The 25,725-nt window shown below is 73.2% G+C and carries 17 protein-coding genes; 12 read left to right on the forward strand and 5 right to left on the reverse strand.

Annotated features, from left to right (window positions below; genetic code table 11):
• The first annotated feature begins 33 nt into the window (after window positions 1-33).
• The 6 genes from ACFXKG_RS22725 to argF all read left to right on the forward strand — a co-directional run bounded on the left by ACFXKG_RS22725 (window position 34) and on the right by argF (window position 13,516).
• The gene (locus ACFXKG_RS22725; RefSeq protein WP_384841907.1) at window positions 34-3,768 is read left to right on the forward strand and encodes a tubulin-like doman-containing protein; all 3,735 of its coding nucleotides are present in this window, start codon (window positions 34-36) and stop codon (window positions 3,766-3,768) included.
• On the forward strand, window positions 3,765-6,401 hold the full coding sequence (locus tag ACFXKG_RS22730; protein WP_384841909.1) for a hypothetical protein: 2,637 nt from the start codon (window positions 3,765-3,767) through the stop codon (window positions 6,399-6,401). The genes ACFXKG_RS22725 and ACFXKG_RS22730 overlap by 4 nt, the downstream gene beginning before the upstream one ends.
• Entirely contained in the window at window positions 6,398-8,617 is a 2,220-nt protein-coding gene (locus ACFXKG_RS22735; RefSeq protein WP_384841912.1) for a hypothetical protein, read from the forward strand. Before ACFXKG_RS22730 ends, ACFXKG_RS22735 begins: the two co-directional genes overlap by 4 nt.
• On the forward strand, window positions 8,617-11,085 hold the full coding sequence (locus tag ACFXKG_RS22740) for a hypothetical protein (protein WP_384841915.1): 2,469 nt from the start codon (window positions 8,617-8,619) through the stop codon (window positions 11,083-11,085). The genes ACFXKG_RS22735 and ACFXKG_RS22740 overlap by 1 nt, the downstream gene beginning before the upstream one ends.
• An 18-nt stretch (window positions 11,086-11,103) precedes the next feature.
• The gene (locus tag ACFXKG_RS22745) at window positions 11,104-12,336 is read left to right on the forward strand and encodes an arginine deiminase (RefSeq protein ID WP_384841917.1); all 1,233 of its coding nucleotides are present in this window, start codon (window positions 11,104-11,106) and stop codon (window positions 12,334-12,336) included.
• A 154-nt stretch (window positions 12,337-12,490) separates the two neighbouring features.
• Window positions 12,491-13,516 (forward strand): ornithine carbamoyltransferase, encoded by a 1,026-nt coding sequence (argF, locus tag ACFXKG_RS22750; protein WP_384841920.1) that lies wholly within the window; start codon window positions 12,491-12,493, stop codon window positions 13,514-13,516.
• Between the two features lie 21 nt (window positions 13,517-13,537).
• Here the strand turns inward: argF and ACFXKG_RS22755 are convergent, their stop codons facing one another.
• Window positions 13,538-13,948, reverse strand: coding sequence for an ATP-binding protein (locus ACFXKG_RS22755; RefSeq protein WP_384841923.1), 411 nt, complete (start codon window positions 13,946-13,948; stop codon window positions 13,538-13,540).
• A 324-nt stretch (window positions 13,949-14,272) separates the two neighbouring features.
• On the opposite strand from ACFXKG_RS22755, the gene ACFXKG_RS22760 reads away from it, so the two are divergent.
• Window positions 14,273-15,103, forward strand: coding sequence for an enoyl-CoA hydratase family protein (locus ACFXKG_RS22760; RefSeq protein WP_384841926.1), 831 nt, complete (start codon window positions 14,273-14,275; stop codon window positions 15,101-15,103).
• Window positions 15,104-15,105: 2 nt separating this feature from the next.
• Window positions 15,106-17,451 (forward strand): bifunctional salicylyl-CoA 5-hydroxylase/oxidoreductase, encoded by a 2,346-nt coding sequence (locus tag ACFXKG_RS22765; protein WP_384841929.1) that lies wholly within the window; start codon window positions 15,106-15,108, stop codon window positions 17,449-17,451.
• Here the strand turns inward: ACFXKG_RS22765 and ACFXKG_RS22770 are convergent.
• Window positions 17,438-18,274 (reverse strand): PaaX family transcriptional regulator C-terminal domain-containing protein, encoded by an 837-nt coding sequence (locus ACFXKG_RS22770; protein ID WP_384841932.1) that lies wholly within the window; start codon window positions 18,272-18,274, stop codon window positions 17,438-17,440. The two genes, ACFXKG_RS22765 and ACFXKG_RS22770, sit on opposite strands and share 14 nt — an antisense overlap.
• Before the next feature lie 4 nt (window positions 18,275-18,278).
• Entirely contained in the window at window positions 18,279-19,967 is a 1,689-nt protein-coding gene (locus ACFXKG_RS22775) for an AMP-binding protein (RefSeq protein ID WP_384841934.1), read from the reverse strand.
• A gap of 99 nt (window positions 19,968-20,066) precedes the next feature.
• Here ACFXKG_RS22775 and ACFXKG_RS22780 point away from each other — a divergent pair, with 99 nt between their 5' ends.
• Together ACFXKG_RS22780 and ACFXKG_RS22785 are read left to right on the forward strand one after the other, a co-directional pair.
• Window positions 20,067-21,335 carry an acyl-CoA dehydrogenase family protein gene (locus ACFXKG_RS22780; protein ID WP_384841936.1) on the forward strand — a complete coding sequence of 423 codons (1,269 nt, stop codon included), beginning with the start codon at window positions 20,067-20,069 and terminating at the stop codon, window positions 21,333-21,335.
• Window positions 21,332-21,730, forward strand: a complete 399-nt coding sequence (locus ACFXKG_RS22785) for a RidA family protein (protein WP_384841939.1) — start codon at window positions 21,332-21,334, stop codon at window positions 21,728-21,730. Before ACFXKG_RS22780 ends, ACFXKG_RS22785 begins: the two co-directional genes overlap by 4 nt.
• Window positions 21,731-21,791: 61 nt before the next feature.
• Here the strand turns inward: ACFXKG_RS22785 and ACFXKG_RS22790 are convergent, their stop codons facing one another.
• Window positions 21,792-22,352 carry a helix-turn-helix domain-containing protein gene (locus ACFXKG_RS22790; RefSeq protein WP_384841974.1) on the reverse strand — a complete coding sequence of 187 codons (561 nt, stop codon included), beginning with the start codon at window positions 22,350-22,352 and terminating at the stop codon, window positions 21,792-21,794.
• Window positions 22,353-22,436: 84 nt separating this feature from the next.
• Here ACFXKG_RS22790 and ACFXKG_RS22795 point away from each other — a divergent pair, with 84 nt between their 5' ends.
• Window positions 22,437-23,294, forward strand: a complete 858-nt coding sequence (locus ACFXKG_RS22795; RefSeq protein WP_384841942.1) for a class I SAM-dependent methyltransferase — start codon at window positions 22,437-22,439, stop codon at window positions 23,292-23,294.
• A 41-nt stretch (window positions 23,295-23,335) separates the two neighbouring features.
• Here the strand turns inward: ACFXKG_RS22795 and ACFXKG_RS22800 are convergent, their stop codons facing one another.
• On the reverse strand, window positions 23,336-25,165 hold the full coding sequence (locus tag ACFXKG_RS22800) for a hypothetical protein (RefSeq protein ID WP_384841945.1): 1,830 nt from the start codon (window positions 25,163-25,165) through the stop codon (window positions 23,336-23,338).
• Window positions 25,166-25,454: 289 nt separating this feature from the next.
• Between ACFXKG_RS22800 and ACFXKG_RS22805 the strand changes: the two genes are divergently transcribed.
• The coding region (locus ACFXKG_RS22805; RefSeq protein WP_384841948.1) for a hypothetical protein at window positions 25,455-25,725 on the forward strand (271 nt) is incomplete at its 3' end.

Consider the following 25,725-nt stretch of genomic DNA (forward strand, 5'->3'; position numbering starts at 1 on the left):
TCGTGACCCGGCGACGGCCCTACGGGAGACGACATGAAGATCTATCAGCCCATGCTGTTCGTCGGTCTGGGCGGCACCGGCGGCAGAATCGGCGCCGAGCTGGAACGCGGCCTGCGCCGGGAACTGTGCGGCCCCGACGGTACGAAACTGGTGTCGGACGGCCGGCGTGCTCCGTTCCAGCTTCCGGACTGCCTCCAGTTCGTGTACGCCGACTTCAGCGAGTCCGAGCTGAACCGGCTGCCGCATCTCAGCGCGAAGGGCACCGAGGCGGCGGCGTACGCGCGCACCGCGCGGGTGGTCCACGACCTGCTGCCGGCCAACTACGACAGTTCGCCCGAGGTGACCCGCATGCTGCGGGTCGCCCTGCACGACGAGACCCACGACTGGCTGCCGCCCCAGGACCGGCAGCCGCGCGTGGCGCCGCTGCACAACGGCGCGGGACAGCTCCCCACGGTGGGCCGGGCCGCGCTCTTCGCGACCCTGCGCAGCGGCCTGGAGCCGGTCCTCCGGCAGCTGCGCGCCGCGATCGGCGTCATCGCCAACTCGGCGGGCGATCTGCGGGAGATGGGCGGCCGGCAGATCCGCGGCTGCGACGTGTTCGTGGCGTTCTCCGTGGCGGGCGGCACCGGCGCGGGGATCTTCTACGACTTCCTCCACCTCATCGGGCACGAGTTCCGCAAGTCCAAGGTGCCGGGGGTGAAGATCTATCCGCTGGTGGTCATGCCGTCCGCGTTCCCGCCGGAGGCGGGCGGCGGCCGGGAGGCGGAGCTGAACTCGGCCCGCGCGCTGGTGGACCTCTCCCGGCTGGTCGACGACCAGAACGTGCCCAACGCGCAGGCCGACTTCGGCGACGTCGAGCAGCAGGGCACGCTCAGCGTCCGCTACCCCGGCGACGGCCACGTCGCGCTGCGTCCCTCGACCGTACAGACCGCGTTCCTCTTCAGCCGCCCCTCCGGCATCCGGCCCGAGGACCTGCGCCGGTCGATCACGGCCATGGTGCTGTCACTCATCGGCACGGAGCTGGGCGACGACACCGCCCAGGGGCGCGCGGAGGGCGATCACCAGTCGTTCGCCGCGGGGTTCGTCAACAAGAGTGTGGAGCGCTCCACCCCGTCCCGCTCCGGAATCGGCTACCGGGGCATGTCCACGAGCCTGGCCGCCTCCCTCACCGTCCCCGTCGACGACCTCGCGGAGATCGTGGCCGGACGGCTGCTGGCGCAGGCCGTACGCGGCATGGCCGAGGACGCCCGGCGCCCCGACGAGGACGGCACCCAGCTCGTCAGGGACCTCTTCGACCGGTCCGGCATCGGACGGCTCTGGACCCGTGAGGCGCCCGAGGTGCCCGCGCCCGACCCGCTGCCCAAGGGCAGCAAGGCGATCGCCCAGGCGCTGCGGGACCGGATCGGCGACATGGAGGACGGCCTCGGCCGCCTCGACCGGGAGCTGGACCGGGAGATTCCGCGGCTGGTGGAGGACTTCAAACCGGGCACGGGAGCCCGCGAACTGCTCGGCCTGCTCGGTCCGTTCCGGCTGGAGCGGGTGCTGTCCGGGCTGCCGGGCCACCCGCAGCGGCCGGCCGAGGCGGGTTTCGCCGGGATGCTGGACAACCGCAAGAACGACCCGGAGCGCCCCGAGGGCGTCGAGCCCTCCGCGCCGCCGATCCCCCGGATCAAGGGCTCCGTGGCCGGCATGGTCCCGGCCCGCTGGGGCGACCCCGACGTGCAGGACGCGCTGGAGGAGCAGGACGCGTGGTACCGCTGGCGGGCCAACCGGCAGTGGCACCGCGGCTGGAAGGAGCACGAGTCCCGCTGGCGCCCGCCGCTGATGCGCTCCATGAAGGAGGTCACCGAGCTGGTCCGGGCGCTGCGCGCGCACGAGGAGGACGAGCGCAAGCTGTTCGCGGAGCGCCGCAAGGAGCTGTACCGCGACGACCGGACGGGCGTCTCGTACCTGCTGCCCCCGCAGAACAACCTCCGGGCCTTCTACGACGACGTCTTCGACCGGCTGGCCCAGCACGAGAGCCTGCCGGAGAACGCTGACGCGGCCGGGCTGCTGAGCAGGCTGGTCCAGCCGGAGGACTGGCAGCGCGCCCTGGACGCGGTACGCCGCTCCCCGCGCGCCGCGGTCAAGGAGGTCAAGCAGGTCGTGGAGCGGCGCGTCAAGGCGCTGTTCGGCGAGGCGAGCGTGCTCGACGACCGCCCCCTGCTGCCCTCCCTCGGCGTACTGCTGCGCGCGGCGGCGGGCGACGAGGACGCGGTGGCCACGGTCGACAGCCGCTGGCTGGAGCAGTTCAGGTCGCGGCTCGCCGGGCTGCTGCCGGTCGGCTTCACCCCGGACGGCAGCGGTCCGCTGAAGGTGCTCATCGTGCACCCGCAGAGCGAGGCGGACGGGCGGGCCGCGCGCTACCTCCAGCAGGAGCTGAACCTGCCGAGGGATCCCGGCACCGCACCGGAGTTCCGGGCCGTGGAGGCGGAGGCCATCACGGTGGTGCTCTTCCGCAGCGGCATGAGCCTCACCGACGTCTCCGAGGTCCGGCACGCGCTGCGGCTGTGGGCGGAGGCGCGTGACGCGACCGGTGGGGACGACTTCCTGCACTGGAGACAGCGCCTCGGCTACCGCGACGACTGGCTGGCCAGTACGGAGGAGGACCGCCGGCGCATCCTGCACCGGCTGCTCTGCGCGATGTGGAACGACCGCGTCGACTTCGAGGGGGACCCCGCCTCGCCCGACCTGATCCGTATCCGGCTCCAGGACGGCGACTCCGCGACGATGACGCTGCGGCTGGACTCCTTCGACGGAAACGTGTCGAGCTGGGCGGGGCTGCTGCGCGCGTACGAGCAGTGGGCGCTGCTGGACGAGGGGCAGATCATCGAGGACTTCTGCGACCGGCTGATGCGGACCCAGCCCACCGGCCTCTCGACCACGCCCGTCCCGCCCTCCCGCCTCTTCCGCAGACTGGTCCACGAGGTGGCGCCGCGCCAACTGGCCCTGCTGAACGAGCTGTCGGGGCGGTTCGCGGCGGAGGACGAGGAGTGGCTCGTACCGCTGCGGGACTTCTGGGAGCACACCTTCGCCGGCGCGCTCGACCTGCGCTTCCCGGGCGCGCAGCGGCCCATCAAGCCGACGCTGCGCGCGCTGGACCAGCGCCACACCCAGGGACCGGGGGCCGGCCGGGGTACCTCCGCCAGGGCCAACGGCCACCGCCGCGAGGAGGACCCGAGGATCGTCCGGCCGCGCCGCGAGGAGCCACCGCGCCGGGAGGAACCCCCGCGCCGCGAGGAGCCGACCAGGCACGACGGCGGCCCGCGGCACGACGGTGACTCCCGGTACGACGACGACCCGCGGTACGACGACAAACGGAGCGAGCCGCCGCGGTATGACGACCCGCCGTACGGGGAGCCTCGTTACGAACGGCCCCGGCGCCCGGAATCCCGGTACGAGGAGGCGCGATACGAAGAACCGCGATACGAGGAGCCCCGGTACGAGGAGCCCAGAGACTCGCGATACGAACAGCCTCGGCACGAAGAGCCCGGAGACGAGGAGTCCCGGTACGAGGAGACCTCCCGGTACCGGGAACGGGAGCGGGAGCAGGACCCGGGGTCCGACGAGCGCGGGGGCCCGGCGGACGCGGGGCGCGGGGCCGACCCGTGGGACGACGGCGAGTGGGGGGACGGCGCCCCCGACGACACCGACGCCCCCGACCGAAGCGATGTGGGACGGGGCGTGTCGCGCCGGCGCGGTGACGGACAGGAGGGGACCAGGCTGTGATCACGGACCGACTCCAGGCCGGGGTGGTCTGCCTCGACCTGCGCCACCGCGGCGATCCGGCCGACGCCCCCGACGCCCTCCACGGCGAGGTGGACGACGCCCTGGCCCGCACGCGGCAGTCGGACGTACGGCGCTTCCTCGTCCTCGACGACGCCGCCGAACTCGTCGCGCACCAGCTCCTCTACGAACGGCTGTACGCGTACGGCCCGGCCCAGGTGCTCTGTCTGGCGCAGGGCGGCGGGGGCGACCGCGCCCTGCGCCGCCCGCACGCCCTGAGCCCGCCGTCCGCCGGGGTGCTGTGGATCCCCGACGTGTTCGCCGGGTCGGGCGGCCGGGACGGCGGGCCCGTACCGCTCCCCGAGGAGACCGACGAGGCGCTGCGCCCCCTGGTCGAACTGCTGGCGGACGCCTCCCTCTTCGACACCGTCCTCGGCGAACTGGGCGAGGTGCTGCACAGCGTCGCGGTGCCCGCCGCCCAAGTTCTCGAGCACGACCTGACGGAGGAGGCCAGGACCCGCGCCTGGCGGCGGACGCTGGAGAACCTGGCGGGCCAGGACATCCCGGCGCCCGTCCTCGTCACCGAGGGCTCTCCGGGCGCGGCTGCGGCCACCCGGTCGGGCACGCGTCCGGGGACGGCCTCGAACGGGCCGGGCGCCGGCGGGAGCGACTCCGTCCCCGCCGGGCTGGCCCGCTTCCTCGGCGACATGCCGGCCGGGACCCCGGCCGACGGCTCCTGTCTGGTGCCCGGCGGACCGGCCGAGGAAGCGCGGCGCGCCTGCGACCGGGCGTTACGCGACGCCGAGGACGGCTACGAACTGGTGCGCCGCCCCGCCTCCCTGTTCACCCCGCCGGCCCGCGCCGTGGATCTGCCCGAGCGGCTCGAAGCGCTCTCCGACGCGCTCGGCGCGTACCGCGACACCGTGGCGGGCGCCCTCACCGACGGCGGCGGTGACCGGCTGCGGCCCGATCAGCGCGCCCGTCTCCTCAAGCGGGGCATCCAACTGCCCGAACTCCCCGAGGCGCCCCGCGCCGACGTCGGCCCCGGCCTGCGTACGTACACCGAACGGCTGCTGGCGTACGGGCTGCCGCTGCGCTCCGTCGCAGCCCGGCTCGCCGCGCTCTCCGACCTGTCCGCCCCGGCGGGCAGCGCGGCGCGGCTGGCCCGGCTCGACGAGATCTGTCCCGGCCGCCGCGTGGCGGAGCTGGCCGTGCCACCTCCGTTCACCCTGCGGGGCTCGCGCTTCGCGCACGCGGCGCCGGTGTTCCTGCTGGCGTTCGCCGCCGGACTGTGGCCGCTGCTCGGCTGGGCGCTGGGCCCGCTGGCGGGATTCGCCGCGGCGGCCCTGACCCTGCTCATGGTGCGGCGCAGGCCCAGCCGCTCCTACGACGGCCGGCTCGACGGCGGCGGCAGCACCCGCTCCGGGAGCCGGCTGGTCGCGGGCCTGGTGGGCGGCGGTGCCGGCGCGCTGACCGGGCAGGTGCTCGATCTGCCGCGCTGGGCAGGGGCGGCCGGGCTGGTCGTGGCCCTCCTCGCCCTCGGGCTGCTCGTGGCCCGGGACTGGACGGCGGCCGTCGACGCGTGGTGGCGGGACACGGAGACGGAGTTCGCGGCGGACGCCCTCGACGCCGTCGACGCGCTGCTCACCGAGACCGTGGTGCAGGACTGGCTCTTCGCCGAGGCCCGCTACCACTGCTCGGACGGGGCGCGCGCGGTCTCCCTGATGGTGCGGAGCCTCGCCGAGACGGTCGAGGACCGGTTGATGACCGCCGCGTCCCCGGCCGCCCGGGGCCGGGCCGGGCACGCGGGCGGCGGTTTCCCGGAGTACCCCACGGCCCACAGCGCCACCGCCGACGGCGCCCGGGCCCGCACCGGACACGACCGCACCGGACAGGACAGGACCGGACAGCAGCCCGGCGATGCCTGGAACTGGGACAGCTGGGGCGACAGTTCGGCCGACGACGGCTGGTCCGGCAGTCTGACGGGGACGCAGCCGGCGGCCCCGCCGGAGTACGAACTACCCGAGGATCCCTGGCAGCCCGCCGCACCGGCCGATCCGCCCTGGCTGGAGCGGGAGTGGGGCGACGGCGGGCCCGCCCTCGTCGACACGCTCCTCGACGATCTCGCCCACGGCGTCCGGGGGATCCTCGCCGGACGGTGGGCCGCCGTCGAACGCGACCCGGCCGAGGCGGGCCGGGTCTCCCTGCGCGCCCCGCTCCTCGATGTGCTCGACGAGGAGCACACCGTCCTGCGGCGCGACGGCGCCACCTCGGCGCCGCACTTCGCCCGCGACCCCGAACTGCGCCCAGGGGCAGCCGAATTGCTGGGGGTGGCCGCCGACCACGCGGCCCGGCTGGTCGCCACCGCCGACGGGACGGACGACGCGGTGCCGCTGTGCGCCGCCGAGGACCGCCGGATGCTCTCCAAGGACCCGGCGGGGGTACGGCAGGTCAGATTCGCCCCCGAGGCGATGCGCCGGGGCACCGAAGCGGACCCCGCGCAGGACGGCGGAGCCGGGGCGGGCGAGGACGTGGTGTGGACACCGGGCGGGCGGCACGCGGGCGTGCTGCGGCTCGTCCCGCTGCGCGGAGAGATCGTCAGGACCGTCCGGGCCGAGCAGGGGGACGCGCCATGATCACCGGCAACGACGGCACGAGGAAGGACCACGACCCCACCACGGGCCACCCCGGCCGGGCACCCCGCGACCACGGAGGCGACTCCGCCGGTAGCGGGGCCGACGGCGGTACGGGGGCGGACGCCGACTCCGTGGAGCTGGACTTCCTCACCCACAGCGGTGAGCCGGTCCGCTTCGCCGCCCGGCTCCACGCCGACCTCAGGCTCCCCGGCTCCGCGCCGCTGCTGGTCCGTCCCGTCACCCTCGGCGAGGGGTGGCGCGTCCTCCAGTACCGGCTGCCGGTCGGCGCGCAGAGCGACCCCGCCGCGTACAGCGCGCTGGAGCGGCAGGTGAGCGCCGGGGTCGCGATGGAGCGGCGGTACGGCTCCGAGCGGTACGGCGAGGTCTTCACCCGCATGGTCGGCTTCGACCTGGAGGCGTCCGAGCCCTTCGTCCTCTACCGCGTCCCGGACGGCGAGCCGATCGCCCGCCGCCAGGGCATGCTCACGGTCGAGGAGCAGGGCAAGGTGATCGCGCAACTCGTCCTCGCCGTACGCCTGCTGGAGGAGGTGGGACTGGTCCACCGGGCCATCACTCCGTACACCGTCCGCTGGGACGGGACGCATGTCCGGCTCGCCGAGCCGGGCGCGGCCCTCCGCGCCGACGAGCCCCGGGAGGCCTACGGCGCCGCGCCCTGGGCCTCGCCCGAACAGCGCGAGGGCACCGGCAGGGCCGACTCCAGGGACGACCTGTGGTCCGTCGCCCAGCTCGTCTACTTCCTGCTGTCCGGACGCCCCGGGCCGGGCTCCGGACCCCCCGCCGACCTCGGGGAGTTCCGCAGACTCGCGGCGCTCCACCAAGGCGGGGCCTTCGCCGCGCGCGCCGACCAGCGCCCCGCCGCGGGCGAGCTGATGCGGCTCCTGAACGTCCCCGATCCGCTCGCCCACGCACCCGGCGGCCCCGACGTACTCAGCAGGGCCCGCGCCGAGTTCGACGTCCAGCGTGCCAAGAAGCGCCAGGAGACCGGGCGGGACGACCCGCCGGCGGACCTGGCCGAGGCCCGCACGTACTACGAGTCGCCGCCCCCGCGCCGCACCCTGCGCTCCTGGCTGACCGGCACCGCCCCGGTCCCGCCGTCCCGCCCCGCCGAAGAGGCGCCGCGCCCCGCGCAGCCGCTGCGCCGCCCCACGCTCTGCCCGCACTGTCTGCTCCCGGTCTCCTTCGACCAGAGCCGGCTGGTCACCCTCGACTCCAAGAAGGTGGCCAATCCGCTGGACCTCAGCGCGGAGCGGCGTCCCATGCACTACCAGGACGCGCTGCGCCAGGCGTACCAGGCCTGCCCGCACGCCCCGGCGGGAGCGCCGCACTACCTGCCCGTCCCCTACCTCAACAGCGGCGAACCGCTCACCATCGCCCTCGTGGGCAGCTCCGCGGCGGGCAAGACCCATCTGCTCGCCGCGATGCTCGGCGAGATCGAGCAGGGCGGCCTCGAACCGTACGGACTGAAGTGTCTGCCCCTCAACCCGGACACCCACCGGGAGTTCCTCCAGGAACGGGTCCAGCGGCTGCACCGCGGAAAGGTGCTCGAATCCACCGGGCACGCCTCCTTCGCGCACTTCACCGACGGACTGCTGGTCACGGGAGCCGACGGCACCCGGCCCGTCGTCTTCTTCGACCTGGCGGGCGAGGACCTCGCGCAGAACGGCGAGGTGACCAGCTTCCTCATGGGCGTGGGCGCCTTCATCTTCGTCCTCGACCCGCTGCGCGCCCTGCGGCTGCCGTCCCTCGACCCGGTGCGCGCGCGCACCAGGCTCCAGCAGCGCGACCTGGGCGACGAGGCGTTCACCACCGTCCTCAACCGGATCCCGCGGCTCGGCTCCTACATCGAGGCGCCCGCGGCCGTCGCCCTCAACAAGAGCGACCTGATCCGCTTCGACCCGTCCGCCGACCGCTGGCTGAGCCGGGCCCTGCCGGCCGAACTGGACGAGGAGACCCTGCGCGCGGAGAGCCGCGACGCCTACGCGTTCGTCGCCCACCACGGCAGCCCCGCCTGGCTGAAGCCGTTCGACGACTGCGCGCGCTGCACGCTCCACTTCGTGGCGGCGACCGGGGCGCAGGAACGCGGTGACGTCTACCCCCATGGCGTCAGACCGCGACGCGTCCTGGCACCGCTGTTGTCGATCTTCGCCATGTGCGGGCTCCTCCCCGGAGCGGAACTGAGAGAGGTGGGCACCTGATGGCCCTGATCGCCCGTCAGGAGGATCTGGTGGACCAGATCGTCTTCCGCTGGGACACCGAGAACAGCCTCGGTACGACCGGATTCGGCCCGGTGGCCTGGTCCTGCGACCGGGACACCGCCGAGACCCTGTTCAACAGCGCCGCGCCGCTGCTGCGCACCACGGCCTCGGAGACGGTCCCGGCCCTGGTCAGGCTGGAGCGGCGGGGACAGGCGCTGCTCGTCCGCCGGGCCCCCGTGCTCGACCCCGACGGACACTCGGGCGCCGTGTGCCACGCGCTGTACGGGTCGGCCGAGATCCTCGACCCCGAGACCTGCCTCGGGCTGCACCACTGGGCGTGGGAGGGCGGTGGACTGCCGCTGGGCGAGGTCAGGGGAGCGCTGGAACAGGTGCGCGTGGCGGAGCTGCTGGCGTCGGCCGAGGACGGCCGGCACGCACTGCTCGCCGGGTTACCGGAGCTGGCGGAGTCCCTGACCACGATGGCCGCGGAACTGCTCCGCCACCCGGGCCAGCGGTTTACGGTGCTGGACCGGCACGGCGGCGACGGCCCCTGCCGGATGCTGTGGGGGCTGTACGGCATCTTCAGCGGGGTGTTCCCCGAGGGGTGGACGTTCGCGACGCACGACACGGTGGAGACCCCGGCGACCCGCTTCGTCTTCGTCCGGCGCTGGCCGGGCCCGGCCCCGCAGTCCACCGAGCGGCTGCGTACGGATCCCGTGGAGCGGACCGACGACCGGGCCCAGGCACTGGCCACCGGGCTGGTCGACCACTACCTGCGCCTCATCGGGCGGGGCGAGGGCGGGGAGTACGAGGTGGCCGCGGCACTGGCGGCGGTCTCGGGCCCGCGACAGCCGGGCGCCCGCGGCCGGCTCCTCGACACGGCGGAGGAAGCGCTCGTACGGCTGACGCAACGACAGCCGCGCGGGAGGGAACGGGACCCGGGGGAACAGGACCTCAGACAACGGGACCCGAGGGAACGGGACCCGTACGAGGAGCGCCCGCCGTCCCCGCAACGGGTGCCGTACGACCGTCACAGCCCCGACCCGTACGAGGATCCGTACGGTGACCGGCGCGGCGCCTACCCCGACGACCGTTACGCGACGCCGTCCGGCCCCGACGACCGTCGTGCGGCGCGCCCCGCCCACGAACCCCTGGGCCCGTCCCGTCACTCCTCGCACCCCGCGCCGTCGCCCGACCCGGCGCCGCCCGTACGCCAGGCGCCCGAGCCGCGACGGCAGGGACGCCGGATGTTCCGGCCCGTTCCCCCGGAGTGGCCGGTCGCGCCGGAATCGGCCGGGTTCTTCACGGCCCGCCGGAGCCGGAAGATCACGGTCCCACTCGACCATCTCCTGGCCGTGCTGCACACCTTCCACGAACCGAACGCCTCGTCGCGCAACGTCAGGGACGCCCTGCGCGGCAGCGGCAACAAGAGTCTGGTGGCCGCCATGGAGGAGGACGGCCTGCACTACGCGGCGGTCACGGTCCTGGTGGAGGAGATCGCCACGCGGTACGGCGACTGGCCCAGGGACAGACGCCACGAACTGTGCCAGGCCGTGCTCAGGAGGGAGCTGTTCGTGGGCGGCCGCCCGTGGCCGGCCGCCGTGGGCCTGCCGTCCCGCGAGACCCGCGCGGCCAACGCCGCCGCGCTGTACGGCTGGGCGGTCGGGCCGTTCGCGGGCCTGAACCCGGTGCGGGTCCGGCTCCTCGAACTGCTGCCCCGGCTGAGCTGTGACGCGGGCGGCGCGGGCCGGGCCGCGGTCGAACAGATCCTGGAGGGCGAGAAGGCCCCGGGACTGGGCAAGGAGGTCTGGCTGGCGATCGTCCGGGCCGGCTGGCGCGACGGCGGCCCCGCCCCGGTGCCGCCGTCCCCGCCCACGCCGCCCGGTACGCCCGCGTTACCCACCCCGCGACCGCCGTACGGGACCGGCCCCGCCACCGGACCCGGTTCCGCCACTCCGGCCGGACCCGGACCTGCACCTGCACCCGGACCCGCCACTCCGGCCGGACCCGGACCCGGACCTGCACCCGCACCCGCCACTCCGGCCCGACCCGGTTACGGTCCTGGTCCCGGTCCCGTCCCTGGCCCGTCGGCGACCCCGTACCGGACCCCGACGCCACCGTCATCACCCCCGCCGTCACCTTCCCCACCACCCTCCCCACCACCATCGGCACCACCGCTCCCCCCGCTCCCGCCGCGCCAGGAGAGCTCCCCCGACGCCCCCGGAAGCGGCGGCGCACCGGGTCTGCCGCACGAGCCGCCCCGGCCGGGTCGGCCCCCGGACCGGGCGTCCGGCGCTCCCCTCCTCCGCTCCCTCGCCCGCTTCTTCGGGATCGGGGCGGACGCCGCGGCTGACGGCGGCGGGCGCGAGCCCGGACGGAGACCGTCGGACGGCAGGATCTTCGTGGCCGCCCTGATTGTCTTCCTTGTCGTGGTCGTGCCGTATCTGGTGATAGAGATGTCCAGCTGATCGCGCCAGGATGGGGGTATGGGATTCCATGTCGACTCCGAGACCGGGCGGCTGCGCCGCGTCATCCTGCACCGCCCCGATCTGGAGCTGAAGCGCCTCACCCCCGAGAACAAGGACGCGCTGCTCTTCGACGACGTGCTCTGGGTGCGCCGGGCCCAGGAGGAGCACGACGCGTTCGCGGCGGTCCTGCGTGACCGGGGGGTCCAGGTCCATCTCTTCGGGGATCTCCTCCGCGACTGCCTCGCCCTGCCCGAGGCGCGCCGTCTCGTCCTGGACCGGGTCTTCGACGAGAAGGAGTACGGTCCGCTCGCCACCGGCCACCTCCGGGAGATCTTCGACGGGCTGCCGACGCCCGACCTGGTGGAGGCGCTGGTCGGCGGGTTGACGAAGCGGGAGTTCCTGGAGCGGCACGAGGAGCCGACCTCGGTCCGCTTCCATGTGATGGCGCTGGACGACTTCCTGCTCGACCCGCTGCCCAACCACCTCTTCACGCGTGACACGTCCGCCTGGATCTACGACGGCGTCTCCATCAACGCCATGCGCTGGCCGGCCCGGCAGCGCGAGACCGTGCACTTCGAGGCGATCTACCGGCACCACCCGCTCTTCGGGGCGGAGTCCGCCGGGGCGTTCCACCACTGGTCGGAGGGGCAGGACGACTACCCCTCCACCATCGAGGGCGGCGATGTCCTGGTCATCGGCGAGGGCGCCGTACTGATCGGGATGAGCGAGCGCACCACCCCGCAGGCGGTCGAGATGCTGGCCCGGGGGATGTTCGCGGCCGGTTCCGCCACCACGATCGTGGCGCTGGACATGCCCAAGCGGCGGGCGTTCATGCACCTGGACACGGTGATGACGATGGTCGACCGCGAGACGTTCACCCAGTACGCGGGGCTCGGCATGCTCCGCTCGTACACCATCGAACCGGGCGGTGACGGTACGGAGCTGAAGGTCACCGACCATCCGCCGGAGCACATGCACCGGGCGATCGCGGCGGCGCTCGGGCTGCCGGAGATCCGGGTGCTCACCGCGACCCAGGACGTGCACTCGGCGGCCCGTGAGCAGTGGGACGACGGCTGCAACGTGCTGGCCGTCGAGCCGGGTGTCGTGGTGGCCTACGAACGCAACGTCACCACCAACACCCATCTGCGCAAGCAGGGCATCCAGGTGATCGAGATCCCCGGCAGCGAGTTGGGCCGGGGCCGGGGCGGCCCGCGCTGCATGAGCTGCCCCGTCGAGCGGGACGCTGTCTAGAGCCTCCGGTCCAGGGCCCCGTTACGGCGCTCGGTTCCGGGTCCCGTTACGGCGCCGGCCGCGCGTCAGTCTGTATAGCAATGCGGATCATCGTATATAGTTCCAATCTCGGCTTATTTTCGCACTCATGATTCGCGCCCCAGGAGCAGCCACCATGGCCATACACCTCGAAGGCCGCCACTTCCTCAAGGAGCTGGACTTCACGGCCGAGGAGTTCCGCGGCCTGATCGATCTGGCCGCCGAGCTGAAGGCGGCGAAGAAGGCGGGCACCGAGGTGCGGCGGCTCGGTGGCCGGAACATCGCGCTGATCTTCGAGAAGTCCTCGACCCGCACGCGCTGCGCGTTCGAGGTGGCGGCGGCCGACCAGGGCGCGTCGACCACGTACATCGACCCGGCGGGCTCACACATCGGCTCGAAGGAGTCCGCGAAGGACACGGCCCGTGTCCTCGGCCGGATGTTCGACGGTATCGAGTATCGCGGGGCGGGTCAGGCGACGGTCGAGGAGTTGGCCGCGTACGCCGGAGTCCCCGTCTTCAACGGTCTGACGGACGACTGGCACCCCACGCAGATGCTCGCGGACGTGCTCACGATGACCGAGCACAGCCCCAAGCCGCTGCCGGAGATCGCCTACGCCTATCTCGGCGACGCCCGGTTCAACATGGGCAACTCGTATCTCGTCACCGGCGCCCTGCTCGGTATGGACGTACGGATCGTCGCGCCGCGCGCCTACTGGCCCGCCGACGAGATCCTGACCCTGGCCCGCGAGGCGGCCGAGGTCAGCGGTGCGCGGCTCACCCTCACCGAGAACGTCACGGAAGGTGTGGCCGGCGCGGACTTCGTGGTCACGGATGTCTGGGTGTCGATGGGGGAGCCCAAGGAGGTCTGGGACGAGCGGATCAAGGCGCTCGGCCCGTACGCGGTGACCATGGACGTGCTGCGCGCGACCGGCAATCCGGACGTGAAGTTCCTGCACTGCCTGCCCGCCTTCCACGACCTGGGAACGGCGGTCGGCCGCGAGATCCACGCGCGGCACGGGCTGACCGAGCTGGAGGTCACCGACGAGGTCTTCGAGTCGGCGCATTCGGTCGTCTTCGACGAGGCCGAGAACCGGATGCACACGATCAAGGCGGTGCTGGTCGCGACGCTGGCGAAGGACGAGGCCGAGGGCGTCGCGCTCTAGGACCCGAGCCGAACGACACTCCTAGACGGCGGGCAGGGTGAACCAGACCGCCTTGCCCTGGTCCGTGGTGCGGTGGCCGCAGGCCGAGCTGAGCGTGCTGATCAGCAGCAGCCCGCGGCCGTCCTCCTGCCAGGGGTCCGGCATGGACCCGGGGTGGGTCAGATTGCCCGGGGGTGCCGGGTCGCCGTCGTGGACCTCGACCTGACAGCCGGTCGGCAGCAGCTCCACGACCAGCTCGATGGGGTGTTCCCCGGTGGTGTGCTGGATGGCGTTGGCGACCAGTTCCGCCGTGAGCAGTTCCGCCGTCTCGCTGTGGGTGGGCTCGTCCAGGTGGGCCAGTGCCGAGCGGACCAGGGCGCGCGCGAGCGGTACGGCTTCGGCGCTGTGCGGCAGCGTGACTCTCCAGGGAGAGGCATCGGCGGCTTCTGGCATGGGGGACGGTCCGATCGGGGCACGGTCGCGGCCGTGGTGGGGGACGGGGGTGATGGGTGAAATCGCTGGCGCGTTCAACCATACGGAGGGTGAGCGGGCTGACAAGGGGCGGCGGCCTGCCGGACTTGGGACCTATGTCCTGTGCCGGGCGGGACCTTTGTCAGCCTACGGGAGGCATGTCGCGACCATGTCACAGGTCTATCGCGCCCTCGTGACGGCGGTCACGTACGAGTGATACCGTTCCGTGGCGAGCCTGTGACAAGGGCCGTACATCGGTGGTGGCCGCCACCGCGGCCCACGGCGCTCGCCGAAGGAGGCCGCTCCATGAGCCCGTTCTCCGGTTCCGCGCCCCGCACCCAGGACTGGCGCCATCTACGGCTCGCACGAGGTGACGACGGAGTCGCCACCGTCACCCTCACCCGCCCCGAGAAGCTCAACGCGCTCACCTTCGGTGCCTACGCCGATCTGCGCGACCTCCTCGCCGAGCTGTCCCGGGAGCGTTCCGTACGGGCCCTGGTGCTGGCCGGTGAGGGGCGCGGCTTCTGCTCGGGCGGCGATGTCGACGAGATCATCGGCGCGACGCTCGGCATGGACACCGCACGGCTGCTCGACTTCAACCGGATGACCGGTCAGGTCGTCCGGGCGATCCGTGAGTGTCCCTTCCCGGTGATCGCCGCCGTGCACGGGGTGGCGGCCGGCGCGGGCGCCGTCCTCGCGCTCGCCGCCGACTTCCGGATCGCGGACCCCTCCGCCCGGTTCGCTTTTCTCTTCACCCGTGTCGGACTCGCCGGCGGTGACATGGGAGCGGCCTACTTACTGCCCCGCGTGGTCGGCCTCGGCCACGCGACGCGACTGCTGATGCTCGGCGAACCCGTCCACGCGCCCGAGGCCGAACGGATCGGCCTGATCAGCGAGTTGACCGAGGACGGGCGGGCCGACGCACGCGCCGCGGAGCTCGCGCGGCGGCTGGCCTCCGGCCCCTCGCTGGCGTACGCGCAGACCAAGGCGCTGCTCACCGCCGAACTGGACATGCCGCTCGCCGCGGCCGTCGAACTCGACGCCGCCACCCAGGCGTTGCTGATGCACGGCGAGGACTACGCCGAGTTCCACGCCGCGTTCACCGAGCGGCGGCCCCCGAAGTGGCAGGGGAGCTGACGATGGCGGCAACGGCGGACTCCGTACCCCGCACCGCACCCCGCGTACCGGCCCCGGCGGCGGGCACCGCGCACGGTGTGCGGCGGGTCGCCGTCATCGGCGGCGGGCCCGGCGGGCTGTACGCGGCGGCCCTGCTCAAACGGCTCGACCCCGCCCGCGAGATCACCGTCTGGGAACGGGGCGCACCCGACGACACCTTCGGCTTCGGCGTCGTCCTCTCCGACGAGACCCTCGGCGGTATCGAGGACGCCGACCCCGTCGTGCACCGCGCGCTCCAGGCCGAGTTCGTCCGCTGGGACGCCATCGACATCGTGCACCGCGGCCGTACGCTCACCTCCCGCGGCCACGGCTTCGCGGCCCTCGGCCGGCGTCGGCTGCTGGAGATCCTGCGCCAACGGTGTGCGTCCCTCGGTGTACGGCTCCTCTTCCGTGCGGAGGCCCCGCCCGCCGGGCGACTGGCCGCCACCCACGACCTGGTGATCGCCGCGGACGGGGTGCACAGCCGTACCCGTGAGGCCCACGCCGATGTCTTCGCCCCCACCGTCACCACCCACCGCTGCCGCTACATCTGGCTCGCCGCCGACTTCGCCTTCGACGCGTTCCGCTTCGAGACCGCCGAGACACCGCACGGGGTGATGCAGCTGCACGGCTACCCGTACTCCCCGCACCACAGCACCGTCATCGTCGAGATGCGCGAAGAGGTCTGGCGGGCCGCCGGCTTCGCCGCGCTGGACGAGCGGCGGTCCACCGAACGGTGTGCCCGGATCTTCGCGGACGCGCTCGGCGGACGCCCGCTGCGCTCCCACGCCTCCGCCTGGGCCGCGTTCCGCACCGTGACCAACGGCCGCTGGAGCCACGGCCGTACGGTACTGATCGGCGACGCGGCGCACACCGCCCACTTCTCCATCGGCTCCGGTACCAAGCTCGCCGTCGAGGACGCCCTCGCCCTCGCCGCGTGTATCGAGGAGCGGCCCGACCTGCCTGCCGCGCTCGCCGCGTACGAGAGCGAACGCCGCCCGGTCGTCGAGTCCACCCAGCGCGCGGCGGCGGCCAGCCTGCGCTGGTTCGAGGAACTGGCCACCTACACCGACCAGCCGCCGCGGCGGTTCGCCTTCGGGCTGCTCACCCGCAGCCGCCGCGTCACCCACGACAACCTGCGGCTGCGCGACCCGGACTTCACCCGGGCCGTGGAGCGGGACTTCGGCTGCCCGCCCGGCACCCCGCCGATGTTCACGCCCTTCCGGCTGCGCGGACTGACCCTGCGCAACCGGATCGTCGTCTCGCCCATGGACATGTACGCGGCGCGCGACGGGATGCCCGGGGACTTCCACCTCGTCCACCTCGGCGCCCGCGCGCTCGGCGGCGCGGGGCTCGTCATGACCGAGATGGTGTGCGTCAGCCCCGTGGGCCGGATCACCCCCGGCTGCACGGGGCTCTACACCCGGGAGCAGGGCGACGCCTGGCGCCGCGTCACCGACTTCGTCCACACGTCCTCGCCCGGCACCGCCATCGGCGTCCAGCTCGGCCACGCGGGCCGCAAGGGCTCCACCCGGCCGATGTGGGAGGGCATGGACGAGCCGCTGCCCACGGGCAACTGGCAGGTGTGGGCCGCCTCGCCGCTGCCGTACCGTCCCGGGATCAGTCAGCTGCCGAAGGAGCTGACGATCCGTCAACTCGACACGATAAGGGAGCAGTTCGCGTCCGCCGCGCGGCGGGCCCGGCGCAGCGGCTTCGACCTGCTCGAACTCCACTGCGCCCACGGCTATCTGCTCTCCGGCTTCCTCTCCCCCCTGACCAACCGGCGGACCGACGCCTACGGCGGATCGCTGGCGGGCCGGCTGCGCTTCCCGCTCGAAGTCTTCGACGCGATCCGCGCGGACTGGCCCGACGACCTGCCCATGACGGTCCGGATCTCCGCCACCGACTGGGCACCCGGCGGCACCACCGCAGAGGAGGCCGTCGAGATCGCCCGCGCCTTCACCGCGCACGGCGCCGACGCGATCGATGTCTCGACCGGCCAGGTCGTCGCCGACGAACGTCCGGAGCTCGGCCGCTCCTACCAGACGCCGTTCGCCGACCGGATACGCAACACCCTGCACGTCCCGGTGGTGGCGGTCGGCGCGATCTCCTCCTGGGACGACGTCAACTCGCTGCTCCTGGCGGGCCGTACGGACCTGTGCGCCCTCGCCCGCCCCCATCTCCACGACCCGCAGTGGACCCTGCACGCGGCGGCGGCCCAGGGGTACGAGGGTCCGGGCGCGCCCTGGCCGCTCCCGTACCGGGCGGGCAGCCGCCCACCGCCGGCCGGCCGCGCCGACGCGCCGAAGCCGCGGCTCACCCTGCGCTGACCGGCGGCGTCACGAACGCGAGGCCCGCGTCCCGCAGCCGGGCGTGCAGCCGGGTGAACACCTCGGCGGAACGTTCCCCCGGCCAGTCGTCCGGCAGGAGTTCGGCGGGCAGTCCGGGGTCCGCGTACGGCAGCTGCCGCCAGGAGTCCAGGGCCAGCAGATAGTCCCGGTAGGCGTCCCGCGGCGTGCCCCCGGCCGCCGCGGGGCCCGCGCCCTCCCAGCGGCGCAGCACCGGCTCGTGCGCGGCGAGGAACGCCTCGTGCCGGCCGGCGATCGCCGGCAGGTCCCACCAGCGCGCCACGGCCTCGGCGGTCGCGTCGAAGCCCAGATGCCGGCCGCCGAACAGGTCGACGTACGAGTCGAGTTGGAGCCGCCGCAAGGTGTGGCTCGTCTCCTCGTGCAGCCGCCCCGGAGCGATCCAGACGCCGGGCGCGGCCGTGCCGAAGCCGAGCCTGCCCAGCCGGGAGCGGAGCAGATGGCGCTTGTGGCGCTCGGCCTCCGGGACGGTGAAGACCGCGAGCACCCAGCCCTCGGTGAGCAGCGGCGCGGGACGGGCGTAGATCCTGCGGTCCCCGTCGTCGAGGAGCTGGCGCGCCTCGCCCGACAGCAGATAGCCGGCCGCGCCCGCCGCCGTACGCGCAGGGACCAGCAGCCCGCGCCGCTTGAGCCGGGAGACCGCCGAGCGCACCGAGGGCGCGTCCACGCCGACCGCGTCGAGCAGCCGGATCAGCTCCGCGACGGGGAGCGGCGCGCCGTCCGGAGCCCGGCCGTACGCGCCGTACAGGGTGACGATCAGGGATCGGGGGGTGTGCTGCTCTGCCACGTGATCACTTTAGGGGCCCTGCTTCCGTTCCGGCGGCCGGCGGGGCGGCCGGGGCGGCCGGGTCCTGGGCGCGCAGCAGGTAGCGCTGGAGTTTGCCGGTGGCGGTACGGGGGAGCGCGTCCAGGAAGACGAAGACACGCGGGCACTTGTACGGCACCAGCCGGGCGGTGACGAACTCCCGCAGCGCGGCCGCCGTCACGCCCTCCTCACCCGGTACCGCCCCGTGCCGCAGGACGACGTACGCGGCGACGAGTTGGCCGCGCAGCGCGTCCGGGCGGCCGACGACCGCCGCTTCCACCACATCGGGATGGGCCAGCAGAGCCTCCTCGACCTGCGGCCCGGGGATGTTGTACCCCGCGGAGATGATCATGTCGTCGGCGCGGGCGACATAGCGGAAGTAGCCGTCGGGCTCGCGCACATACGTGTCGCCGGTCAGGTTCCAGCCGTCCCGCACATACTCCGACTGGCGCGGATCGGCGAGATACCGGCATCCCACCGGGCCCCGTACGGCCAGCAGCCCCGGCTCCCCGTCGGGCACCGGCGCGCCCGCCCCGTCCACCACGCGCGCCTGCCACCCGGGCACCGGCACGCCCGTCGTGCCGGGTCTGATCGCCTCGTCCGCCGCCGAGATGAAGATGTGGAGCAGCTCGGTCGCCCCGATGCCGTTGATGATGCGCACCCCGGTGCGCCGGTGCCAGGCGTGCCAGGTCGCGGCGGGCAGATTCTCACCGGCCGAGACACACCGTCGCAGACTGGACACGTCCGGCGCCCGCGACCCGGCCTCCTCAAGGGCGTCGAGCATCACCCGGTAGGCGGTCGGCGCGGTGAACAGGACCGACACCCCGTGCTCACCGATCGCCGCCAACAGCCGCCTCGGCTGCGCCTGTTCGAGCAGCAGCGCACAGGCCCCGGCCCGCATCGGGAAGATCACCAGACCGCCGAGACCGAAGGTGAAACCGAGCGGCGGGCTGCCCGCGAAGAGATCCCCGGGCCCGGGACGGAGCACCTCGCGCGAGAACGTGTCCGCCACCGCCAGCACATCGCGGTGGAAGTGCGCGCATCCCTTGGGCCGCCCCGTCGTCCCCGAGGTGAACGCGATCAGCGCCACATCGTCCGCCGCGGTCTCCACCGCCGCGTACCGCTCCGGCTTGGCGCTCGCCCGGCGCAGCAGATCCTCCGGTCCGTCCCCGCCGTACGCCGTGATCCGCAGCCCCGGCACGCCCGCCCCGGTCAGATCCGCCAACGCCCTTACGTCACACAGGGCGTGGCGGATCCGGGCGATCTCGCACATGGCCGCGAGCTCGGGCGCCCGGTGCTGCGCCAGGACCGTGACGGCCACCGCGCCCGCCTTCAGCACCGCGAGCCAGCACGCTGCCAGCCAGGTCGTCGTGGGCCCGCGTAACAGCACCCGGTTGCCGGGCACCACCCCCAGATCCTCCGTGAGCACATGGGCGATCCGGTCGACGTGGCTCCGCAGTTCACCGTACGACCAGACCTCGCCCACCGCCGTACGGAAGACGGGGCGGTCGGGGCCGAACCGCTCGGCCGTGCGGTCCAGCAACTCGACCGCGCAGTTGAGGCGTTCGGGAGGACGCGCCCCGCGCGGGAGCGGAAGGAGCCGGGGCCACTGCTCCACCGGCGGCAGCTGGTCGCGCGGGAAGGTGTCGACATGGGCGGAGTGTGTCGGCTCCATCGTTCGCCCCCTGACGGTGTGTGGGGTCGCCCATCGAGCGTATCGTGAAGTTGACGACAGTCAACGGTCCGCCATAGACGTGCTGGAAGTGGGGCCCGGATGCCCGTATTCTCGCTCGATCCGGTACAGACCGCGTGGTGCGCGGAGCTGCGCGCCCTGGCCGCGCGGCGGCTGCGCCCGCTCGCCGACCGGGGCGACCCCGGCCGGGTGAACCGACCCCTTCTCGCGGAACTCGGCCGACTGGGTCTGCTGGAGCGGGTGTTCACCTCCTCCGCGCTGGACCTCTGTCTGCTCAGGGAATCCCTCGCCCAGGGGTGCACGGAGGCCGAGACGGCGCTCGCGCTCCAGGGGCTCGGTACCTGTCCCGTCGTCCTGACCGGTACGGAGTCCCAGCGCGCCCGGTGGCTGCCGGAGGTGTCCGCGGGGCGCGCGGTCGCCGCGTTCGCACTGAGCGAGCCGGGCGCGGGGTCGGACGCGGCGGCGCTCACCCTGCGCGCCGAGCCGGACGGCCGCGGCTGGCGGCTGACCGGGGAGAAGCGCTGGATCTCCAACGCGCCCGAGGCGGACTTCTACACGGTCTTCGCCCGAACGTCCGAGGGAGCGGCCCGGGACCCGGACGGGGCCTCGGACCCGGCCCGGAGCCCGGCCTCGGACCCGGCCCGGAGCCCGGCCTCGGACTCGGCCCGGAGCCCGGCCTCCGGCACGGACGGCAGAGGCAGGGACGCCAGGGACGGCCGGGACCCGGCCACGCGCTCGCGCCCCGGTTCGCGGGGCGTGACGGCGTTCCTCGTCCCCGCCGGCCGCCCGGGGCTGACCGGGTCCCCCATCGAGATGCTCTCCCCGCACCCCGTCGGCTCCCTCGTCTTCGACGCGGTGCCCGTGACCCCCGAGGACGTTCTCGGCGAGGTGGGCCGGGGCTTCCGTACCGCGATGACCACCCTGAACCGGTTCCGGCCCAGCGTCGGCGCGTTCGCCGTCGGCATGGCGCAGGCCGCGCTGGACGCGACGCTGGAGCACACCGCCACGCGCACCGCGTTCGGCGGCCCGCTCAAGGATCTCCAGAGCGTCGCGCACCAGGTCGCGGAGATGGCGACCAGGACCGAGGCGGCGCGGCTGCTGGTGTACGCGGCGGCCTGCGCGTACGACACCGGCGCCCCGGAGGTGCCCGCGCGCTCGGCGATGGCGAAGCTGTACGCCACCGAGGCCGCGCAGTACGTCGTCGACGCGGCCGTCCAGCTCCACGGCGCCCGCGCGCTCCAGCGCGGCCATCCGCTGGAGCACCTCTACCGGGAGGTCCGCGCGCCACGGATCTACGAGGGCGCGACCGAGGTCCAGCGCACGATCATCGCGAAGGAGCTGTACGGATGAGCCCGGAACGCGTCAATCCCGCCGGGCTCGCGCCCGCCACCGGCTTCTCGCACGCCGTGGTCGCCACCGGCGGCCGGCTCGTGCTGCTGGCCGGGCAGACCGCTCTCGACGCCGAAGGGAAGATCGTCGGCGCCGGTCTGCCCGAGCAGTTCGCCACCGCCCTCGGCAACTTGCTGACCGCGCTCGCGGCAGCCGGCGGCGCGCCGGGCGATCTGGCCCGGGTCACGGTCTACGCCACCGATGTCGCGGAGTACCGCGCGCACGCGGCGGAACTCGGCCGGATCTGGCGCGGGCTGGCGGGCCGCGACTACCCGGCGATGGCGGTGGTCGGCGTCGTACGCCTGTGGGACGAGCGGGCCTTGGTGGAACTGGACGGCATCGCGGTCCTGTCCTGAGGTCGGGCCGCGCGGATCGGCGGACGCGCGGGAGCGGTTCGAGCCCGACGCGCCGTCCGGTTCACGGGCTCGGGTGGAGGTGGTCGCGTACGCCGTTGTGGTCGCGTTCGCCGTTGTGGTCGAGGATGCACAGGACCTCGGCGGGCCCGCGGTCGGAGCGCAGGGTGTGCGGGGTCATGGTGGAGAAGGAGGCGGCCTGCCCCGCCTCGACGCGTACGACGCGTTCGCCGAGGTAGAGGACGACCGTGCCGGACAGCACGGTGAGCCAGTCCCGGCCCGGGTGGACTCCGAGGTCGCCCGGCGCGACGGCGCCCGCAGGGTCGGTGACCCGCAGCTTGGCGACGGTCCGGCCCTGGGGGCCGTTGCCGCCGCCGAGGAGCCAGGTGGTCAGGCCCCGTTTTTCGTCGCGGTCGGGACGGATGACGACGCCGGAGTCGTCGGGGGACTCGACGAGCTGGTCGAGGGACGTGCCCAGGGCGCTCGCGATGGCGGTGAGCTGGTCGAGGCTGATGCGGCGGTGCCCGGTCTCGATCCGGCTGAGCTGGGACGGGCTGATGCCGACGCGTTCGGCGAGGTTGTCCAGTGACCAGCCGCGTGCTGTGCGCAGGGACCGGATCCGCATCCTGACGATGGTGTCGAGCGTCGATTCTTGCTTCACCGGCAAGAGCATATGACCAGCCGGCACCGATCGTCATACCGTCGGGGCATGAGTGAACACCCCACCGATCACGGTCCTATCGGACACGGGCATGCGAGCGGCTCCGACGTCGCGATGGCGGAGATGCTGGAGCTGGACGCCGAGGTTCTCCAGCCGTACCTCACGGAGCTGACCGGCTGGATCGCGCGTCTCGCCGACTCCGTCCCGGCGCGGATCATGGACATGGGCAGTGGTCCAGGAACCGGCAGTCTCGCACTCGCCGACCGGTTCCCCGCCGCGTCGGTGACGGCCGTGGACCTCTCGCCCCAGATGCTGCACCGGCTGCGGAAGCAGGCAGCCGCGCGCGGCGTCGCGGCACGCGTCCGCACTCTGGAGGCGAACCTGGACGAGCCATGGCCCCTGCCGGACAAGGAGGAGCCGTACGACCTGATCTGGGCCGCCGCTTTCCTTCACCATCTGAGCGATCCGGCCCGGACGCTGGGTCAGGCGTACGGGCGGCTGCGGCCGGGCGGTCTGCTGGCGGTCACCGAGATGGACTTCTTCCCGCGCTTCCTGCCCGAGGACGCCGGTGTCGGCCGCCCTGGGCTGGAGGCGCGGCTGCACGGGGTGACGAACACCGAGCCGCCGCACGCATGGGACGGGACGCTCAGGGACGCCGGCTTCACCGTGGACGAGCGCCGCCCCTTCGAGATCGGCCTGACCGCCTCCCAGGCAGGTCCGGCGCTGGGCCGCTACGCGCAGGTCTGCCTGACCAAGCTGCGCTCCCACGTCGGCGACGCGCTGGAAGCCGATGACCTGGCCGCCCTCGACACCCTCCTGGACGAGACCCATCCGCTCGGCATCACGCGCCGCGGTGACCTGAGCGTCCGCACCACACGCACCACCTGGATCGCCCGCCGCGCCTAGCCAGGCCCTCGCGTTCGGATCACGCTGGGCTCGCAGGGGTGTCACGAGGTGATCGGCGTGGTCTTCGTGCAGTTGGTGAACGGGACCCAGGGGCGCCCGCCGCCGCTCTGCGGGCCCGTCGCGTAGGTCGGGTTCCCAGTGATCTTCTGATTGCGCTCCTCGTGCGTGATGTCGATGCCGAAGAGCTTGAACCCGAGGTTGAACTGCCCGGCGGAGACACCGAATCCGATGCCGAGCGAGGCGTTCCACCAGTCGGTGTTGGCCTCGTAGTCCAGCCGTGTCAGCTTCCCCTTGTCGTGCAGCAGCCGCTCGATCGGGCCCGCGTCGTCGGTCAGCGGCTCGGCCGCCGAGGTGGGGGAGGGGATCGACCCGGTGGCCGGGTTGTCGCCCCGTCCGCGCAGCCAGTCCTCCACGGCCGTGCTGTCCGCGTCGTTGTCGAGCTTGACCTCGGCCGACTCGGTGTGGATGTTCGACTTGATGTTGCCGCCCCCGCCGCCGACGTCGATCGTCACCGGACCGGCGTTGGCGCCCCCGCCGACCTGGATGCCCGGGCCGTCCCCGTTCTCCTGGCTGGACGTGATCACCAGCTTCTCGGGGTGGTGCGGCTGATCGTCCTTCTCCTCCTGGTCGTAGGCGGCCGCGTCGTACGTGATGGCCACCTGCTGCATCCGGCTGCCCTTGGCCTGTGCGACCGCGCCGACCGTGCCGTTGAGGGAGAAGGTGTAGATGAAGGTGATCTTCCCGGCGTCGGGCCCGGTCTTGGCGCGCAGCACCACCACGTCCTTGCTCATCGCCCCGGCCAGTCCGTCGGCGGAGACATTGCCGACGTCCTTGGTGTCCTTGGCCTCGCCGATGACACTCTTGCTCTGGGCCTCCTTGACGAGCTTGTCCAGCGCCTCACCCTTCACCTTCGGATTGTTCTTGGCGACCTCCTTGGCGATGGAGTCCTTGAGGGCCTTGACCGCCTTGTCGTCCTTGGCGAACGACTTGCCGAAACTCACCCCGCCGGCCAGCTCCGTGGAGGTCTTGGTGATGTCGACGTCCGGCGCCTTCTCCGGGTCGATGTCCGGCTTCTTCTTGCCGGCGTGGTAGCCGCATATCATGCCCAGTTCGGACGAACGCGGCCCGGCGGGGCGGCTGTTGCACTTCTCGGAGGCCTTGAGGAATTCGGCGAACTGCTTGGCGTCCTCAAGGTTCGCCTCCAGATCGGCCTGCGGGTCGTCACTCTTGTTCCCGTTGAACAGCCACTGCCCGCCGCTGCCGCTGCCCTTCGTGTAGCTGCCGCTCAGCGCGGCGCCACCGCCCCAGTCCTTCAGCCCCGGGATGCCCGCGTCGATGCTCGCCGTGACGCCGCCTCCGACCTCGGTGACGCGCTCCAGGGTGACGGTGCCGTCCGACCACTGCTTGACCTTGACCTGCTCCGAGCTGCTGATCTTGATGAAGAGGATCTGCACCACGACCGTGGTCTTGGCCGAGTCCTCGGCGATCAGACACTTCGCGGGCTGGAAGGGATCGTTCTCGGGGACGACCGGATCGTCGTCGCCGTCCCCGTCGTCCCCGTTCTCGCCGTCCCCGTCGTCGCCGTCCGCGGTGTCGACCTTCTCGCAGGACTCGGCCCCGCCCCACGGATTCATGGCACGGCACGCCGCGTACTGGAGCCCCGCGTTCTCGGCCCGGGACAGGGCGGTGACCGAGATGCCCCCGATGAGCAGGACCACCACACCGAGCAGGGCGAGGTACTCGATCCCCGTCTGGCCCCTGCTGTCGCGAGGGAGGAGGGGCGGCGACCATCTCGGACGTCCGCCGTGCCCGTGCTTCTCCCGCACGGGCACGTGCCCGTGCTCCTCGCGCACCCCATGGGAACGCCTCATCCGTACTCCTCACCCGTGCCGTCGCCGTTCACCCCGAGCGCGGGAAGCCTAAAGATGAACGTGGGCCCAACGGCAGGGTCCAAGGGCCCAGTTCAGGGCCCAGGTACAGACCTATGGCGGGGTGTCGCGTGGGCCCCCGGGACGTCGGTGTGTTTGTACGCGGTCCGCGGGGCGCGCGGGAGATTTTCTCGGATTCGAGCACCGGGTGAATGAACCGGCCGCTCTTTCCCACCGTCTTCAGAGCCGATCCGGGGGTTTGACCAATCTTTACTCCATCATTGGGGGAGAGTTGCACAGAAGCACACGCCGAGCGGGCGCGGCCATGGTCGCCGCACTGCTCACGGCGGGACTGACGACAGGCGCCGCCGCGGCCGGCCGGGACACGGCGGGGAACACCGCCGGGGACGCCGCCGCCATCCAGGCCTTCGAGGCCAAGGCGCGCCAGGCACAGGGCAGTTCGTCCGCGGTCACCCTCATCACCGGGGACCGGGTGCACGTGGACGCGAAGGGGCGGGTGTCCCGTGTCGAGCCCGCGGAGGGGCGCGAGGGCGTCCGGATAT

Source organism: Streptomyces sp. NPDC059255 (genome assembly GCF_042752355.1).
In the GTDB taxonomy this organism is placed as follows: Bacteria; Actinomycetota; Actinomycetes; order Streptomycetales; family Streptomycetaceae; genus Streptomyces.

What these genes read in the sequence shown, in the direction of transcription:
- ACFXKG_RS22725 (WP_384841907.1), top strand. Translation starts at nt 34, where the DNA reads ATGAAGATCTATCAGCCCATGCTGTTCGTCGGTCTGGGCGGCACCGGC.
- ACFXKG_RS22735 (WP_384841912.1), top strand. Translation starts at nt 6,398, where the DNA reads ATGATCACCGGCAACGACGGCACGAGGAAGGACCACGACCCCACCACG.
- ACFXKG_RS22740 (WP_384841915.1), top strand. Translation starts at nt 8,617, where the DNA reads ATGGCCCTGATCGCCCGTCAGGAGGATCTGGTGGACCAGATCGTCTTC.
- ACFXKG_RS22745 (WP_384841917.1), top strand. Translation starts at nt 11,104, where the DNA reads ATGGGATTCCATGTCGACTCCGAGACCGGGCGGCTGCGCCGCGTCATC.
- argF (WP_384841920.1), top strand. Translation starts at nt 12,491, where the DNA reads ATGGCCATACACCTCGAAGGCCGCCACTTCCTCAAGGAGCTGGACTTC.
- ACFXKG_RS22755 (WP_384841923.1), bottom strand. Translation starts at nt 13,948, where the DNA reads ATGCCAGAAGCCGCCGATGCCTCTCCCTGGAGAGTCACGCTGCCGCAC.
- ACFXKG_RS22760 (WP_384841926.1), top strand. Translation starts at nt 14,273, where the DNA reads ATGAGCCCGTTCTCCGGTTCCGCGCCCCGCACCCAGGACTGGCGCCAT.
- ACFXKG_RS22765 (WP_384841929.1), top strand. Translation starts at nt 15,106, where the DNA reads ATGGCGGCAACGGCGGACTCCGTACCCCGCACCGCACCCCGCGTACCG.
- ACFXKG_RS22775 (WP_384841934.1), bottom strand. Translation starts at nt 19,967, where the DNA reads ATGGAGCCGACACACTCCGCCCATGTCGACACCTTCCCGCGCGACCAG.
- ACFXKG_RS22780 (WP_384841936.1), top strand. Translation starts at nt 20,067, where the DNA reads ATGCCCGTATTCTCGCTCGATCCGGTACAGACCGCGTGGTGCGCGGAG.
- ACFXKG_RS22785 (WP_384841939.1), top strand. Translation starts at nt 21,332, where the DNA reads ATGAGCCCGGAACGCGTCAATCCCGCCGGGCTCGCGCCCGCCACCGGC.
- ACFXKG_RS22790 (WP_384841974.1), bottom strand. Translation starts at nt 22,352, where the DNA reads ATGCGGATCCGGTCCCTGCGCACAGCACGCGGCTGGTCACTGGACAAC.
- ACFXKG_RS22795 (WP_384841942.1), top strand. Translation starts at nt 22,437, where the DNA reads ATGAGTGAACACCCCACCGATCACGGTCCTATCGGACACGGGCATGCG.
- ACFXKG_RS22800 (WP_384841945.1), bottom strand. Translation starts at nt 25,165, where the DNA reads ATGAGGCGTTCCCATGGGGTGCGCGAGGAGCACGGGCACGTGCCCGTG.